Raw genomic sequence first — 17,515 nt, 5'->3', positions numbered from 1 at the left:
CTGGGTGGTTTTTCAGTATTGATGCTATACCCGTGTCATTCAATTATTACCTACTTTTACGGGTTAACAAATAGAACTTGAACTCTAAGAAGCAAAAAACCAGCCTATCGGCTGGTTTTTTATTTAATGCTTTATCAGCTCAAATACTATTTTGAGTTAGTATTGTCTCGTCGGTGCTTGCACTTCTTTACGCACAATCTCTGCGCCAACTTTCAGCGATTCAACATAACTTAAATAAGCCGCTTGTGCCAATTGCTGAGTTAACTGCTGCGACAGGTTCGGTGAGTTGACTGCTGTACTTTCGTTAACTGCTTGCACTTCAAGTAATGCTAAATTACCATTACTAAGATTTACTGTCGTTGCCGATACCGCGTTCTCACTTGGACGAGGTAATTTGAAGGCTTCACGTGCCAAGCTTGCATCTAAGCCGCTACCCACACGTGCAACTGCTGTTTTAACTTCCATAGTAGCGCCAATTTCAGCTAATTTCTCAGTGATATCGCTTCCAGATTTGAATGCAATCAGCAACTCATCTACAACAGTTTCCGCTTTTTCAGAAGCTTTTTTCGCAAGCAAAATATTTTCAATTTGTGCGCTAACTTCAGCAAGGGGTTTAACACTCGCTGCTTGGTATTCATTTAAGCGCATTACAATAGCTAAGCTATCACTAACTTCAACAATATCAGAGTTTAATTGTTCATTCACCACGATGTCAGAAAAAGCCACCTCAACAACATTACTGACATTAAAAGGTGCGCTATTAACACTACGCGTTAACCAGTCAGATGTTTTTATAGTGGCATTAATTGCGCCTGCAGCGTCGTATAAACTGTCAGGAAACTCGAAACTTAGACGAGCTACTTCTTGTTGAAGCTCAAAAAACTTGTCTTGCGCTTTTTCATTTTTAACTTTTGAGACAATATTGTCACGTACTTCAGCTAAGCTTTGCACTATCTCAGCCTTATAATCGGTTAATTTAATGATGTGAAAACCAAAGTCAGTTTTGACCACATCACTAACACTACCTATACCAGACAAAGCAAATACTGCGTCATCAAATGCGGTGTCCATTACGCCAGCATCAATCCAATCTAGATCACCGCCATTTTCACCACTAAAGGTATCTGCTGAATGCTCTTTTGCTAATGTAGCAAAGTCTTCACCAACATTTATTTTAGCAAGTAACGCTTCTGTTTCGACTTTAGCTTGTGCTTCGTCATCACCGAATTCAATTAAAATGTGGGCAACACGACGTTGTTCTTCATCGCGGTATTGACTAATATTGTTCTTATAATAATCATCAACGTCGGCATCGGTTAATGTCACTGTGTTGGCAATAGTGTCAACATCAAGTGTGATGTAGTTGACTTTTACTTGCTCTTGGTTCTCAAAGCGCGATTTGTTGGCAAGATAATAGTCGTTAACTTCTTCATCGCTTAACTCGATATTCGCTTTAAATTGTTCCGCATTAATCGTAGCAAAACGAATGTCACGTTGTTGATTTTGTAAAGCAGTAAACATATTTTCTTGGTAGGGTAAGCTAAATTCGCTTGCTACCAATGCTTGAGTTAATTGACGACGGGTCATTTCAGTACGTAAATAATCACGAAAATCAGCTGATTGATAAAAACCCGCTTGGTTAATCATCGCTAAGTAACGATTGTTGTCAAAAACACCATCAATTTGGAATTCTGCCATATTTTGAATGGTACTTTTAATTCGCTGATCTGCTACACGAATGGCAAGCGCCTCTGAGTTTTGATCGATAAGTTTTTGGTTAATTAAATTATCAACCACACCCTTGCGAAAATTACTCATGTAACTAGGATCAGCTGATAATGTTTCGAACATTTCACCAAACTGCTGCGCCATACGGTTACGTTGTGCTTGATAAGCTTTATTAAACTCATCTTGTGATATTTTATCACCATTAACATCAGCCACTGAAGTATCAACTGAGTTGCTGTAACTACCAATGCCGGCAACAGCGAAGGTTAAAATAATAAAACCAAGAATAATCTTAGCCGTTAATCCTTGAGAGCTTTCTCGAATATTTTCTAACATCTTTATCTCTTTACACGAGGGTATTGTACTTTTCGGGCGATTTTAACTGCGGTATTACGCTACCGCTATTATACATTGTAATTATTGAGTAGCTGGTTAATTTATTAAAGTGTCAATTCACTTCAACAGAAAACTAATCAGTCTATTTCACTAACTTACACGCTTTAAAATCGCAATATGAACGGGCATGTTAGCCCAATAATAATAAAAATGAAACCCTTTTACTCTAGCGATGAAATAACGGTTAAATAACCATCATTCAAGTATAAAAAACACTAATATCATCAAGTTTAGCTTTAGATATTTTTATGGCTTTACTGCTTATTGAGAATATCATCCAAGTTAGCTTGCTCTTGCGTTGATAAATCATGTTCATTTGCCTTAACTTGACTACGTTTTCGTAAAACAAATATCACACTGATGATAAAACCGAAAAGAATAACCAATGGACCAAACCATAGAATATAAGTTTGTTCTTTTAATGGCGGTCGATATAAAACAAAATCACCATATCGGTAGACCATAAAGTCAATAACTTCTTGATCACTCATGCCTTCTTGCAGCAGGTTGTAAAGGTTATTCCTTAAATCTACAGCAATTTTAGAGTTGGAATCTGCTAAATTTTGATTTTGACACTTAGGGCACCGTAACTCTTTGGATAGTACTTGAAAGCGTAATTGGGTTGCTTCATCTTTAAATTCAAAAGTGTCTACTGGGCTAGCATTTACACTAGTTACCCAAAAAAAACTCAGCAGCATAGTACTAATAAAAAAGCGTATAGCATGCTGTAACATTGAGATTTTACTGTCTATCGACTTTTCCATTAAGACGCTCCGTCTGCCATTTCTGCTTCGAGTGTTTCAATTAACGGCAGGAACTCTTTTTGCCACACCTGATCGTTAATCGGACCTGCGAAACGCTTACGAATGATACCCGTGTGATCAATAACAAAAGTTTCAGGTGCACCAAATACACCAATATCTAGTCCAAGTGCGCCCTGTTCATCAAAAATTGAGAATACATAAGGGTCTTGATATTGTTTTAACCAACTTAAGGCGGCCTTGTGATCGTCAGTAAAATTAAGGCCATAGAGCTTAATACGCGGATCGCGAGCAATATTAAGCAGATATGGGTGCTCATATTTGCATTGTATACACCAAGTCGCCCAAACATTAAGTAAAACGATATCGCCTTGTAGATCATCTCGACCTACCCGTTGTTCGATCGATTTTAATGTCGGCAATTCAAAATTTGGCAATGGCTTGCCTATCATGGCTGATGGCATCGACTGCGGATTAAGAAATAAACCTCGGTATAATAATACCGCCAATAAAAAAAATAGAATTAATGGGATAAAACGAATAATACTTTTCACTAATTATGCCTCTTGTGGAACAACGGGTTTAGCTTGGGTAAGCTTTTGTTCTGTTACCAATACGCGCTTACGATAGCGTTTACTCAATATGGCTAAGAAACCACCTATTGCCATAAAAAAGCCACCTAACCATATCCAGACAATAAAAGGTTTATAATATAAACGCATTGACCAAGATTTTTGCTCTAGCGGATCACCTAAAGCAACGTAAATATCACGCCATAAGGTGGTATGAATGGCGGCCTCGGTCATCGCCGCACGTTGTACTTTATAAGTACGTAGTTCAGGCTTTAATAAGGTAACAAAGTCACCGTCCAGTGAGACCTTAAGTTGCCCTTGAATTGCGCTATAATTAGGCCCTAAAACATCTTTAGTGCCGGCAAACTCTATCGTGTAACCTGATAAATTAGCACTTTCACCTGGCGCCATTTTCACGTTCATTTCTTTTTCATAGGTCGATACCATGGTCACACCGATAACCGTAATTGCAATGCCAGCATGAGCAAGCGCCATACCAATATGATTAAGTGGCACGGCTGAAAATTTCAAGCTACCGTCGGCCTGCTTAGCATTGATAAATACATCTTTTAAAACAGCTAAGACAATCCAACAGCCCAACGTCATGCCAATGAATGCGCTCAGGCTAAATTCACCCGCATAGATAAACGGCCAAGCAGCACCAAATAAGACACTAAAAATTGAAGTCTTATTTAAATGTTTAGCTAGTTCACCTTTACGCGCTTTTTTCCAACGAGTAAGTGGCCCAACCCCCATAAATAGAAATAAAGCGATCATCATAGGAACAAACACAGCATTAAAATAGGGTGCACCTACTGATATTTTCCCCAACCCCATAGCATCGATGATTAACGGGTAAAGTGTGCCTAATAAGATAGTCACTGTCGCCGTGACCAATATCGACATGGCGATTAAAATAGCGTTTTCACGTGAATAAAACGTAAAGCGGTTTGGGCTGCTAACATTTGCCGCTCTAAAAGCATAAAGTGTTAACGAGCCGCCAACGGCTATCGCTAATAATACCAGTAAGTAAATGCCGCGTTCTGGATCTACTGCAAATGAATGTACTGAAGTAATAACACCTGAGCGTACTAAAAAGGCTCCTAATAAAACTAAAGAAAAAGTAAAAATAGCCAGTAATAATGTCCAATGCTTAAAAGTGTTACGTTGTTCTGTTACTGCTAACGCATGAATCAGCGCAGTACCGGCAAGCCAAGGCAAAAATGAAGCATTTTCAACAGGATCCCAAAACCACCAACCGCCCCAACCAAGTTCATAATATGCCCACCAACTACCTAACGCGATACCTACGGATAAAAATGACCAAGCGGCAACCGTCCATGGGCGAGACCAACGTGCCCATGCGGCATCCATTTTTCCAGCCATAAGAGCGGCAATAGCAAAAGCAAAAGCAACTGAAAAGCCAACATAACCCATATATAACATTGGTGGATGAATAATTAAGCCAATATCTTGTAGTAATGGATTTAAATCACGACCTTCAAGCGGAAAGTTTGGTAATAAACGCTCAAATGGGTTAGAGGTTAATAGCGTAAATAAAATAAAACCAACCGCAATCATGCCCATTACCGCTAAAACACGGGCAACAAACTCTGTCTCTAGTTGCTTACTAAAAACACTAACCGCAAAGGTCCAACACGTTAAGGCAAAAACCCAAAGTAGCATAGAGCCTTCGTGCCCACCCCAGATCGCACTAATTTTGAAATAATAGGGTAATAAACTATTAGAGTGGTCAGCAATATATTTGACTGAAAAGTCATCAATCGTAAAGCTATAGCCTAATAAAAAAATACTGATTGCTATAAAGAAAAAAAGACCAAAACTTAATGGTTTGGCACTATTAATTAATTGATGATTGTTCTGCGCTACGCCAATTAGCGGCACTACGCTTAAACATAATGCAAACGCTAACCCGATAATGAGTGCGAAGTGCCCGAGCTCTGGGATCATGATAATTCCTGTAAATTAATGTTAAAACATTATTGGGACTAAGTTTAACTGATTTTAGCTGATGTTAACTAGTCGATACTAGCGCCAAATCAGATCTTCTCTGCTTAAATATCACCATAAATATTACCAGAAGTAAATTTTATAGTGATACTGTAGCCATTACCTTTATGGTACTTGTACTGCTATTTTCATTGTTATCAAACTTTTTTCCATCGCATCAACGTTCAGTGCTTCTGCTTTAAAATCACCCGACTTAATGCCCACACTACCTTGCATAGACACTACTGCGTAAATATGGACTTTATCCACACTACTTAAGCGCATTTGTGGCGTCATTGCTTGTGAATCATCTAAAACTATACTGAGCGGCAAGTCACTAGCTTTAATTTTTACAGCCGCTAATGGCATTCGAGGGCCCTCTGTGGCAATGGCATATATATATACGGTCTTATCTTCACTGTTGATCAATTGTTCTTGAACATTAGTCGCTAAAGATACTTCAATAGTAAGACGGGGCAAGTTTGCCTCAAGTTCAGTACTAACGGCTCCGGAAGATGTATTTTGATTGCTCAAGCGCAATTGGTTTTTAGCTTCTTCTACAGCGCCCGCTAGCGCTTGTGTACTTATCCCTGGCCGGTCACTATTTAAAACCACTTCCCAGTACTGCACTGCTTTAGCAAACTTTCGCTTGGTGAAACTGTCCATACCTAAAAGGATATTGGTAGATGCGTCTAATGGGTTCAACACTAATGCCTTGTCAATCACAGCTTGAATATCTGAATTCAATAGCTGATTATTTTTATAATACATCGCTTGAGCTTTTGGCCCTAATAACTCGGCATGCTCGCCTACTTGCTTCATTACGCCGTCAAACGCCTCAATCGCATTGTCAAACTCACCAGCAGAAATATAGGCTTGACCTAAACTGAATAAAGCTTGTGAATTACTAGGGTCGTCTTTTACCTCGCGTTGAAGTTGCTGTAAGCGAAAAACCAACATTTGCTCTGGGGTTAATTCACCTTGCGCGTTATTTTCATTACTAAGGACAGGTGAACTCAATTGTGCATACGAACCAAGGTTCATGTAGGTATATAAACTAAAACTAACAACAGCTAATGCTATACCTAGTGGCCATAACCATGATGTCTGTTGTTTTTCAAACGCTGACGATTTACTTAATTTAGCATCTTGTAAAAGTGTTTTATCTAACTCTGCTTTTAATTGTAGGTAACTATCTTGTCCAATACTGCCCTCAGCCAAATCGTTTTCGAGAAGTGACAAGTGCTCATGGTAAAGCGTAACATTGGTTTCTTGACGAATGTTTAGATTTTCCGCACCGATAGTATTTTTAGATGAAGAAAAAATACGCCAGACAATAATTAATGCAATCACTATTAATGATAAAACTGCCAACCCGAATGTAGTCATATTATTTAATTTATACCTATGTTGATCCAATTATTTAAACTGCTGAGTATTAGCCCTATAAAAGGATTTAATCAAAGCTATTTAAAGCAATAATTAATCTTTAATACCCTTGTTTATAAGTGCCATAGCGTAACAATTTTATACGGTTTTTTCTAGCGATACCGTTGGAAAAACCCACATATTCATCGTAATAATAGTGCTCAATTATTCGCTGTAAACTTGTCGTTGCTATAATTGCCAAATGGCTCAACTTTATTTTTCTAAAATGCTAAGTAACATTGCCCGTAACCCTAAATGCATAGTACCAATTTAATGTTTAATTACAGTTAAAAATAGCGTAAATGGATTAGACCATAAAAAGCACACAAAATTGCAAACAGAAGTTAAAGGGGGGGAGTTAGACTAGTTTTATTATGTTTAGGTTCTGTTGAGCGGTGATATTAATTAAGCGCACCGTAGCCTTAGCCTTGGTGTACTTTAGCTAACACAAGTAACAATAACTTAATGAAGTTGATATTAAGCTTTATAGTTTAGCAAAGGAAGTGGTGTTATAACGATTAGTCTTTTCCATCATGACTAATGCTCTAGAAACAATTAAGCCGCTGATAAAAGCGGCTTAATGTTCAATCTTTAGCAAAGCTATTAATTAAGCGTTGCAAGCATCTTTAAGTGCTTTACCAGCTTTAAAAGATGGAATTTTAGCTGCTGCGATTTCGATAGTCGCACCAGTTTGTGGGTTACGACCTGTACGTGCAGCACGGTCACGTACTGAGAAAGTACCAAAACCAACTAGTGCCACTTGCTCGCCACCCTTTAATTCTTCTGTAACTGCTTCGATAAATGAATCTAATGCACGACCAGCCGCAGCTTTAGAAATGTCAGCACCCGCAGCAATTTTCTCGATAAGTTGAGATTTGTTCACAGTGTATTCCCCTTCAATTGTTATTATTCAGCGCTATCTTCTGTTTACGTCCTGCAAAAACTTTATCCTAAGCTTTTTTTTGAACATAAAGCGCTGAGTTAAAGAAAACTAAAAATATTAATAATAATTTTTATCTCTACTAGACCCCTTATAAATAGGGGCTCTAGCCTTGTTAGCGTCATTAACTTAACATAGTTTCAGCGTTTGAAAAGCGTTAATTACGTTTTTATCAATTTTTTTGCTGTTTTTTTAAGTTTTTTAACAAAAACAGCTATTTTATAACCACTTCCTTGTCTAACTGCCACTTATCAACAGGATGTACTAAAGCAATTTTTAACACCTCATCTATCCATTTCACTGGGTAAATGGCTAGATCAGCTTTTACATTATCAGGTATTTCTATCAAATCACGCTCATTATCTTTAGGTATAATAACCGTTTTGATACCACCACGATGCGCGGCAAGTAATTTCTCTTTTAAGCCACCAATTGCCAGTACTTCACCACGTAGAGTAATTTCGCCAGTCATCGCCACGTCAGCTCTGACTGGATTACCGGTCAAACTTGATACTAATGCCGTACACATACCGACACCAGCACTTGGGCCATCTTTTGGGGTTGCACCCTCAGGTACATGCACATGAATATCGCGTTTTTCATGAAAGTCATTATTAATCCGTAACTTTTCTGTACGACTGCGTACTACCATCATTGCCGCTTGTATCGACTCCTGCATTACGTCACCAAGCGAACCAGTATAGCTCAACTTGCCTTTGCCTGGCACAGAAGCAGTTTCAATGGTCAGTAGCTCGCCACCGACTTGGGTCCAAGCCAGGCCAGTGACTAAACCAACACGATTTTCATCGTCAGCTTTACCATAATCAAAGCGTTGCACACCAAGAAACTCTGATAAATTAGCTTGATTTATCGTTACTTTTTTGACGTTTTTATCCAATAAAATCGATTTAACCGCTTTACGACATAACTTAGAAATATCACGTTCTAAGCCACGAACACCAGCCTCACGAGTGTAATAACGAATAATACCGACGATAGCGCTATCTTCTATTTCAATTTCTTTACTCTTTAAACCGTTGCGTTCTATTTGCTTATCAAGCAAGTGATTTTTCGCAATGTTGAGCTTTTCATCTTCGGTATAACCCGATAGATGGATAACTTCCATACGGTCTAGCAAGGGGCCAGGAATATTCATACTATTGGACGTAGCAACAAACATCACATCAGATAAGTCATAATCAACTTCCAAATAGTGATCATTAAAGCTGCTGTTTTGCTCTGGATCTAGCACTTCTAATAATGCCGAGGCAGGATCGCCTCGCATATCAGAAGCCATTTTATCTATTTCATCTAACAAAAATAACGGATTTTTCACGCCAACTTTAGCTATTTTTTGAATCAGCTTGCCTGGTAATGAGCCAATATAGGTTCGTCTATGTCCACGTATTTCAGCTTCATCTCTCACACCGCCTAGCGCCATACGAACATATTTACGACCAGTGGATTTAGCAATAGATTGTCCTAACGATGTTTTACCTACACCTGGAGGCCCAACTAGACACAAAATAGGCCCTTTTAAATGACTAACACGTTGTTGAACGGCCAAGTACTCTACTATGCGTTCTTTAACTTTATCGAGTCCGTAATGGTCTTTATCTAACACTTCTTGTGCTAATTTAAGATCACGTTTCAATTTACTGCGCTTTTTCCATGGCACACTAATCATCCAATCGATATAGCTGCGCACAACAGTGGCTTCAGCTGACATGGGTGACATCATTTTTAACTTTTTTAATTCTGTTAAGGTTTTTTCTTTTGCTTCTTTAGGCATTTGCGCGGCTTCGATCTGCTTTTCTATTTGATCAGCTTCGTTCGTACCCTCTTCGTCATCACCTAATTCTTTTTGAATTGCTTTCATCTGCTCATTCAAATAATATTCGCGCTGGCTTTTTTCCATTTGTTTTTTAACGCGCGTGCGAATTTTTTTCTCAACTTGCAATAAGTCGATTTCACCTTCCATTAACGCCATTAAAAACTCAAGACGTTCTGAAACATGGGTAATTTCTAGTACCTTTTGTTTGTCGACTAATTTAAGTGGCATATGAGCTGCCATAGTGTCGGCTAACTGCTCGGCATCATCAATACCTGAAACCGAAGTTAACACTTCCGGTGGTATTTTTTTATTTAATTTAACATAACCTTCAAACTGAGAAATAGCTGAGCGAATTAACACTTCAGTACTATCGTCAGGAACACCTTCAACACTTAAAAATGTAGCATTGGCGGTAAAGTATTCATCAGTTTCAACAAACTCAGTAATTTGAGCTCGACGCACACCTTCAACCAGTACTTTAACGGTACCATCAGGTAATTTAAGCATTTGCAAAATAGTGGCTATAGTACCGGTTTGGTACAAATCGCTCTGTGCCGGGTCGTCTACTGCAGCATCTTTTTGTGCGACAAGGAATATTTGCTTATCATTTTCGTTGGCAATATCAAGACAACGGATAGATTTCTCGCGACCAACAAATAATGGGATAACCATTTGTGGATAGACAACGACATCACGTAAGGCTAATACGGGAATTTCAACTACGCCAGATAACTCTTTAGTCATTGGTTACTCTCTCGGTGAATAGTATGATGTGATTTTTAAGGATATGTATTTGTATATGGGGTGTTTGTAAATACTTTCAACAGATGAATAAAAAAAAGTGACGTTAACCAAACTGGCTAACATCACTTTTTAGACTTAAATTAGCGAAATAATTATTCTGATGACGCTTTATCTTGTTGCGTTTCATAAATAATAATAGGTTTAGACTCGCCTCTAATCACCGTTTCATCAACAACAACTTTAACAGCGTTTTCCATCGATGGTAATTCATACATAGTTTCGAGTAGAACCCCTTCGACAATGGAGCGTAAGCCACGAGCGCCGGTTTTACGAACCATAGCTTTATGGGCAATAGCGGTTAAAGCATCGGCTCTAAATTCAAGTTCAACATTCTCCATATCAAAAAGCGCAGAAAATTGCTTAGTTAAGGCATTTTTAGGCTCTTGTAAGATTTGAATAAGTGCCTCTTCGTCAAGCTCTGTCAAGGTTGCAACGACAGGTAGGCGGCCAATAAATTCAGGGATCAGGCCATATTTAACCAGATCCTGAGGCTCAACATCTTGAAAAAGCTGCGTTAAGGTTTTCTCGTCGTCTTTGCCACGAACTGTCGCGCCAAAACCAATACCTGTACCGGTTTGACAACGTTGTTCAACAACCTTATCAAGGCCTGCAAATGCACCACCACAGATAAATAGAATCTTAGAGGTGTCAACCTGTAAAAACTCTTGCTGTGGATGCTTACGACCACCTTGCGGCGGTACAGAGGCAATAGTGCCTTCAATGAGTTTAAGTAACGCTTGCTGCACACCTTCGCCAGAAACGTCACGGGTGATTGATGGATTGTCTGATTTACGTGAAATCTTATCTATTTCATCGATATAAACAATACCACGTTGTGCTTTTTCAACGTCATAATCACATTTTTGCAGTAGCTTCTGAATGATGTTTTCAACATCTTCGCCCACATAACCCGCTTCGGTTAGTGTGGTGGCATCAGCCATAGTAAATGGCACATCTAATAAGCGCGCTAACGTTTGTGCTAGTAATGTTTTGCCACTACCCGTAGGGCCAATTAACAAAATATTACTTTTGCTTAGCTCTACACCATTATGTGAGTCACCATTGCGTAAGCGCTTGTAATGGTTATAAACCGCAACAGCAAGCACTTTTTTAGCGTGTTCTTGCCCGATAACATAGTCATCTAAGCTTTCACGAATTTCAATTGGCGTTGGTAAGCTTTCTTTATCTTGCTTAGGCGCAATTTCTTTAATTTCTTCGCGAATAATGTCATTGCATAACTCAACACATTCATCACAAACGAAGACTGAAGGGCCTGCAATTAACTTACGCACTTCATGCTGACTTTTACCACAAAATGAGCAATACAGTAACTTACCGTCATCACCGTCACCTGTTTTCATATCGGTCATACGGTACCTCTAATATTTTAAAATTTTACAAACAAATACTATTCAGTATTTCATAAATCGCGAAGACAACAACGCGTCTTACAAAGTAGAACGTTATTTATCCATTCTTTGTTCTAGTATGGCATCAACTAAACCATATTCAACCGCGCTTTCAGCGCTTAAGAAATTATCACGGTCTGTATCGTCAGATATTTTCTCTAAGGTTTGGCCTGTGTGCTCTGACATTAAACGATTAAGCTTATCTTTGATATACAAAATTTCTTTTGCATGAATTTGAATATCAGAAGCTTGACCTTGAAAACCACCAAGAGGTTGATGGATCATGACACGAGCATTAGGTAAACAATAACGTTTACCTTTTTCTCCACCAGACAGCAAAAACGCGCCCATGCTAGCCGCTTGACCAATACAAACTGTGCTAATATTTGGCTTAATAAACTTCATGGTATCGTAAATAGCCATGCCGGCAGTCACAGAGCCCCCTGGAGAATTTATATATAAATAAATATCTTTATCTGGACTTTCTGACTCTAAAAATAGCAATTGGGCAACGATCAAATTAGCCATATGGTCTTCAACTTGACCACAAAGGAAGATAACGCGCTCTTTTAACAGTCTTGAGTAAATATCGTAAGAGCGCTCACCTTTGGCAGTTTGCTCAACAACCATAGGTACTAAGGCACTTTCGGTCATACTCGTTAAATCGTGAGAATTATTTTGAGAAGTAAACAACTAACTTTCCTTTTATAAAAAAATGGCTCATATGTCCCCATACAAGCCATTTAAGCGATTGCTCAGCAGAATGTCAATCTAAAAGGTCTATTTACCTTCAGGATTCATGATATCTTTAAAGCTGGCTTTTTTGTCTGTTACATTTGCACTGGCAAGTAACAACTCTACGGCTTGCTCTTCTAATGCAACATTTTGCATTTGTTGAGCAAGTTCTTTGTTAGTTTTGTAGTACTCAATAACTTCAGATGGATCTTCATAAGCTGAAGCTGCTGAAGCAATTAATTCAGTCACTTTAGCTTCGTCAACTTTTAATTCGTTAACTTTAATCACTTCACCTAAAAGCAAACCCGTTTTAACACGGCGTTTCGCTTGTTCTTCAAACATTTCAGCTGGAAGCTCTGGTAAGTTATTAGGGTCCATTTGATCCGCAAAACGTTTCATAGCTTGCTTGCGCAATACATCAACTTCTTGCGCAATAAGTGCCGCTGGAATATCTAATTCGCTAACTTCAAGTAGGCCTTCAATGACTTGCTCTTTAACTTTAGCTTTAACAGCTTGGTTAAGTTCGCGCGCCATGTTTTTGCCAACTTCTTCACGAAGTGCAGCAACACCACCAGCTTCTACGCCGAATAGTTTTGCAAACTCATCATCTATTTCTGGTAAAACGGCTGATTCAGTTTTATGCACAACAATATCAAACTCAGCAGTTTTACCTTTAAGCTTCTCAGCATGGTAATCGTCTGGAAAAGATACTGTGATAGTTTTTTCATCGCCAGCTTTCATACCTATGATATCTGTTTCGAAACCAGGGATCATACGACCTGAACCTAATTCAAGTTCAAAACCTTCAGCTTTACCACCTTCAAATTCTTCGCCGTCAACGCGGCCATTGAAGTCGATAGTTAACTTATCGCCTGTCTTCGTTTTACGCTTGTTTTCTTTCCACGTTTTATGCTGATTTTGTAATGTTTCAAACATTTCATCAAGGTCAGCTTCGGTAACGTCGACTGCAGGACGCTCTACCGCTATCTTATCTAAATCTTTTAAAACAACATCAGGGTAGATCTCAAATGTTGCTTCAAATTCTAATGGTTGACCATCTTCGTTGCTTTTGGCAACGAATGCTGGACGACCTGCTGGGTTTAATTTTTCAGCAACAATCGCATCAACAAAGTTGCGTTGCATAAATTCACCAGCAACTTCTTGACGAACAGATTGACCATAGCGTTTTTGAATAACCGATGGTGGCACTTTGCCTGGACGAAAACCATTGATACGTTGGGTCTTACCGATGTGGCGAAGACGATTTTTAACTTCAACATCTACTGTTTCGGCAGGAACAGAAATCGTTAAACGACGTTCCAAACCTTGTGTAGTCTCAACTGAAACTTGCATTTAATTACCTCAAAAAACTTAGCGTTTGTACGCTTTCTATAACGCATCTAAATATAGTCAACAAAACTTTATAATAAAGTAATGTATGCAGCCTGCCAGTATTACTAGCAGAACCCGGAAAATCCGAATAAAGATGTTCAGATTAAAATAATGACGCGAAATTATAGCGGTGCTTTAAACAAGAGTCGAGCATAGAACGCAAATAAATTAAAAATTTAATGCTATTTAGTAATAATAGAAAGTAAAATTGCTATTTGGGGAGATTTAACTGAAGAATTTCAAGGGATTTTTTAATGCAAGATTTGAATTTTCAACTGAATTTAGTGGAACCTAAAACAGTACTTATTTTTAAACCACGTAAGTAGTTAAATACTTAAATATAAGAAGTGGTCGGTGATGCAAGATTCGAACTTGCGACCCCTTGGACCCAAACCAAGTGCGCTACCAAGCTGCGCTAATCACCGATATACTTTTTACTAAACCATGCATAAAAATGGGGTGGCTAAAGGGACTTGAACCCTCGACAACCGGAATCACAATCCGGGGCTCTACCAACTGAGCTATAGCCACCACTGTATGGCGCGCCCTGTAGGATTTGAACCTACGACCCACGCCTTAGAAGGGCGTTGCTCTATCCAGCTGAGCTAAGGGCGCACATTGCCTACAGATGCTAAACAAGTTTCACTAGGTATGAAGCTTGTCTTTTTTTATTTTAAAATTGAAACATTGAAAATAAAAAAATGGTCGGTGATGCAAGATTCGAACTTGCGACCCCTTGGACCCAAACCAAGTGCGCTACCAAGCTGCGCTAATCACCGACGTACGTTAAAAAAGCTTGCTCTCTCAACGGATGCGGATATTACCTAGTTGCCCGTTGTCCGTCAAACACTTTTTTTAAATAAATGTTTGTTCGCTCAATTTTACAGCATCTTGATTAAAATACCGCTGATATTGGCTGATAAAATAAAAATATCACTATTATTTATCAATAAATAATTATTTCGACACACTATGCATTTATTTTCTACAAATAGCTTTTCTATTATGCGAAAATAACCACGTTTTTTAGCCTTTTGTGAAGAATTATGACTGCAGCTCTTATTAACGGTAAGTTGATCGCCCAACAACTACGCCTTTCTGTTAAAGATAAAGTACAACAACGCATAAAAAATGGTCTGCGTGTTCCCGGATTAGCCGTGATTTTGGTCGGTTCAGATCCCGCCTCTCAAGTTTATGTTGGTAGTAAAAGAAAAGCCTGTGAAGAAGTTGGCTTTGTATCACGTTCTTATGACTTACCTTTAACAACATCTCAAGAGCAGCTGTTCAATTTAATTGATGAGTTAAATAACGATAATGCAATAGACGGTATTCTTGTTCAACTGCCCTTACCTGCAGGCTTAGATGCCAATTTAATTATTGAGCATATTAACCCATTAAAAGATGTTGATGGCTTTCATCCAAACAATGTGGGTAAATTAGCTTTACGCCAGCCTGGACTTCGTCCCTGTACGCCAAAAGGTATTATAAAATTAATCGCCTCAACCGGCGTAGAACCTCATGGCTTAGAGGCTGTTGTGGTAGGTGCATCAAACATTGTTGGACGCCCTATGACACTGGAGTTATTACTCGCCGGTTGTACGGTTACCACTACCCATAGATTTACCAAAGACCTAGAAACAAAAGTAAGAAATGCTGATTTATTGGTGGTAGCTGTTGGTAAAGCTGAATTTATTCCTGGTGAATGGATAAAAGCAGGCGCTATTGTTATTGATGTAGGTATTAACCGTTTAGAGAGCGGCAAGCTAGTGGGTGATGTTGGCTTTGCTAAAGCAAAAGAAAATGCGGGTTATATTACACCGGTACCAGGCGGTGTTGGCCCAATGACGGTTGCTAGCTTAATAGAAAACACCCTTATTGCTTGCGAAGAGTTTCATAGTAAATAGTCTGATTATTTGTCAATGTAAGCGCTTGTGCATTAATGCGATGATGACACTGCCGGCATAAACGCAGGTATTGAGTTTTGTCTAGAACAAAAAACTCGGTACATCATGTACATAAAAGCCTGCTATTGCAGGCTTTTATCTTTATAACACGCTTGTATATAAGGTAACTCTAGCCTTTACGCCACGTTGTACCGCCCGCACTATCTTCTAGAATAATATTCAATGCCGCTAGCTTATCGCGTGCGTCATCGGCCATTGCCCAATTTTTATTGGCACGCGCGTCATTGCGTTGTTTAATCAAAGCTTCAATTTCTGCCACTTCATCGCTATCGCCATTCCCACCTTGTAAAAAATCTTCTGGTGAATTTTGCGCAACTCCTAATACAGCACCTAATGAAACTAAAATAAAGGCCAGCTTAGAGGCGGTTTCAATATCTTTTGCTTTGATGCGATTGATTTCTTTCGCTAATTCAAATAAAACTGGCATTGCTTCAGGACAATTGAAGTCATCATTCATCGCTTTTTCAAAACGCTGAACATATGCGTTGCCTTTTAACTCGACCTTAATGGGCGTGACGTCACGCAACGCCGTATAAATACGCTCTAAACTTGCACGCGCCTGCGTTAAGTTATCCTGTGAATAATTTAACTGGCTACGGTAATGACTCGAGGTTAAAAAGAAACGTACACTTTCTGCATCATAGGCATCAAGAACGCTGCGCAAAGTAAAAAAGTTATTTAAAGATTTAGACATCTTTTCTTTGTTTATTTGCACCATACCGCCATGCATCCAGTAATTAACATACGGTGTATCATGAGCACAACAAGATTGAGCTATTTCGTTTTCATGGTGTGGAAATTGTAAATCTGAGCCTCCGCCATGAATATCAAAATGTTCACCTAAATGCTTGAGATTCATAGCGGAACATTCAATATGCCAACCTGGGCGACCTTGACCCCAAGGTGACTCCCAGCTTGGCTCATCGGGTTTAGCCATTTTCCACAGCACAAAATCTAATGGACTACGCTTTGCTTCGTCAATGTCGACACGAGAACCCGCTTGCAGCATATCTAAATTTTGCAAACTCAATTTGCCATAATTTTTATAGGTACTGACCTCAAACATAACATCACCATTACTGGCAACATAAGCATTTTTTCGCTCGATAAGACGTTCAACCAAAGCAATAATCTCAACCATATGACCCGTAACCGTTGGGGCAATATCTGGGCGCATAATATTAAGATCATCAAAGTCTTGGTACATTTTATCGGTCATACGTAAGGTTAAGGCTTCACAGCTTTCACCATTTTCATTAGCACGTTTGATAATTTTATCGTCAACGTCAGTAATATTACGCACATGTGTTAAGTCATAGTCTAAATATTTTAAGTAACGGGCAATAATATCAAAGGCGACGTAGGTTCTGGCGTGACCGATATGACATCGATCATAAATAGTAATACCGCAAACATATAAACCTACCTTGTTGGAAGTGATCGGCTTAAAAACTTCTTTTTTCCTGCTTAAGGTATTATAAATCTGCAACATAATGGCGCTTTTTCCTATGTAATATCAATACTTGATTAAATTCACTTATT

At 38.8% G+C, this 17,515-nt stretch carries 12 protein-coding genes and 4 tRNA genes; 1 reads left to right on the top strand and 15 read right to left on the bottom strand.

The features are described 5' to 3' along the window. Nucleotides 1-156: 156 nt before the first annotated feature. The 14 genes from H4J46_RS04425 to H4J46_RS04360 all read right to left on the bottom strand — a co-directional run bounded on the left by H4J46_RS04425 (nucleotide 157) and on the right by H4J46_RS04360 (nucleotide 14,788). The gene (locus H4J46_RS04425; protein WP_182232318.1) at nucleotides 157-2,064 is read right to left on the bottom strand and encodes a SurA N-terminal domain-containing protein; all 1,908 of its coding nucleotides are present in this window, start codon (nucleotides 2,062-2,064) and stop codon (nucleotides 157-159) included. Between the two features lie 314 nt (nucleotides 2,065-2,378). After that, nucleotides 2,379-2,888: a cytochrome c-type biogenesis protein gene (locus H4J46_RS04420; protein WP_259365675.1), complete on the bottom strand. Its 510-nt coding sequence runs from the start codon at nucleotides 2,886-2,888 to the stop codon at nucleotides 2,379-2,381. Continuing rightward, nucleotides 2,888-3,439: a DsbE family thiol:disulfide interchange protein gene (locus tag H4J46_RS04415; RefSeq protein WP_182232317.1), complete on the bottom strand. Its 552-nt coding sequence runs from the start codon at nucleotides 3,437-3,439 to the stop codon at nucleotides 2,888-2,890. Before H4J46_RS04415 ends, H4J46_RS04420 begins: the two co-directional genes overlap by 1 nt. A 3-nt stretch (nucleotides 3,440-3,442) precedes the next feature. Further along, entirely contained in the window at nucleotides 3,443-5,428 is a 1,986-nt protein-coding gene (locus H4J46_RS04410; RefSeq protein WP_182232316.1) for a heme lyase CcmF/NrfE family subunit, read from the bottom strand. A gap of 165 nt (nucleotides 5,429-5,593) precedes the next feature. Further along, on the bottom strand, nucleotides 5,594-6,856 hold the full coding sequence (gene ccmI / locus H4J46_RS04405; protein WP_182232315.1) for a c-type cytochrome biogenesis protein CcmI: 1,263 nt from the start codon (nucleotides 6,854-6,856) through the stop codon (nucleotides 5,594-5,596). Nucleotides 6,857-7,502: 646 nt separating this feature from the next. After that, nucleotides 7,503-7,778: a nucleoid-associated protein HU-beta gene (gene hupB, locus H4J46_RS04400; protein WP_146880417.1), complete on the bottom strand. Its 276-nt coding sequence runs from the start codon at nucleotides 7,776-7,778 to the stop codon at nucleotides 7,503-7,505. A 271-nt stretch (nucleotides 7,779-8,049) separates the two neighbouring features. Beyond that, complete coding sequence (gene lon / locus H4J46_RS04395; protein ID WP_182232314.1) at nucleotides 8,050-10,413, bottom strand: endopeptidase La; 2,364 nt, start codon at nucleotides 10,411-10,413, stop codon at nucleotides 8,050-8,052. A 152-nt stretch (nucleotides 10,414-10,565) separates the two neighbouring features. Further along, nucleotides 10,566-11,843 carry an ATP-dependent protease ATP-binding subunit ClpX gene (gene clpX, locus H4J46_RS04390; protein WP_182232313.1) on the bottom strand — a complete coding sequence of 426 codons (1,278 nt, stop codon included), beginning with the start codon at nucleotides 11,841-11,843 and terminating at the stop codon, nucleotides 10,566-10,568. Between the two features lie 93 nt (nucleotides 11,844-11,936). Continuing rightward, nucleotides 11,937-12,536, bottom strand: coding sequence for an ATP-dependent Clp endopeptidase proteolytic subunit ClpP (gene clpP / locus H4J46_RS04385; protein ID WP_182232511.1), 600 nt, complete (start codon nucleotides 12,534-12,536; stop codon nucleotides 11,937-11,939). Between the two features lie 126 nt (nucleotides 12,537-12,662). Then, nucleotides 12,663-13,970 (bottom strand): trigger factor, encoded by a 1,308-nt coding sequence (gene tig / locus H4J46_RS04380; RefSeq protein ID WP_182232312.1) that lies wholly within the window; start codon nucleotides 13,968-13,970, stop codon nucleotides 12,663-12,665. A 387-nt stretch (nucleotides 13,971-14,357) separates the two neighbouring features. After that, nucleotides 14,358-14,434 (bottom strand) — tRNA-Pro (locus H4J46_RS04375). 30 nt (nucleotides 14,435-14,464) lie between these two features. After that, nucleotides 14,465-14,540 (bottom strand) — tRNA-His (locus H4J46_RS04370). 7 nt (nucleotides 14,541-14,547) lie between these two features. Next, nucleotides 14,548-14,624: transfer RNA gene (locus H4J46_RS04365), tRNA-Arg, on the bottom strand. Between the two features lie 87 nt (nucleotides 14,625-14,711). Then, nucleotides 14,712-14,788 (bottom strand) — tRNA-Pro (locus tag H4J46_RS04360). 267 nt (nucleotides 14,789-15,055) lie between these two features. Here H4J46_RS04360 and folD point away from each other — a divergent pair. After that, complete coding sequence (gene folD / locus H4J46_RS04355; RefSeq protein WP_182232311.1) at nucleotides 15,056-15,913, top strand: bifunctional methylenetetrahydrofolate dehydrogenase/methenyltetrahydrofolate cyclohydrolase FolD; 858 nt, start codon at nucleotides 15,056-15,058, stop codon at nucleotides 15,911-15,913. 169 nt (nucleotides 15,914-16,082) lie between these two features. Here folD and cysS read toward each other — a convergent pair whose 3' ends face one another. Then, nucleotides 16,083-17,465: a cysteine--tRNA ligase gene (cysS, locus tag H4J46_RS04350; RefSeq protein WP_182232310.1), complete on the bottom strand. Its 1,383-nt coding sequence runs from the start codon at nucleotides 17,463-17,465 to the stop codon at nucleotides 16,083-16,085. Nucleotides 17,466-17,515: the final 50 nt, after the last annotated feature.

This window comes from Colwellia sp. MB02u-6 (assembly GCF_014077095.1).
Classification (GTDB): Bacteria; Pseudomonadota; Gammaproteobacteria; order Enterobacterales; family Alteromonadaceae; genus Cognaticolwellia.
The sequence above is the reverse complement of the archived record's forward strand: the minus strand, read 5'-3'. Positions and strand labels throughout refer to the sequence as shown.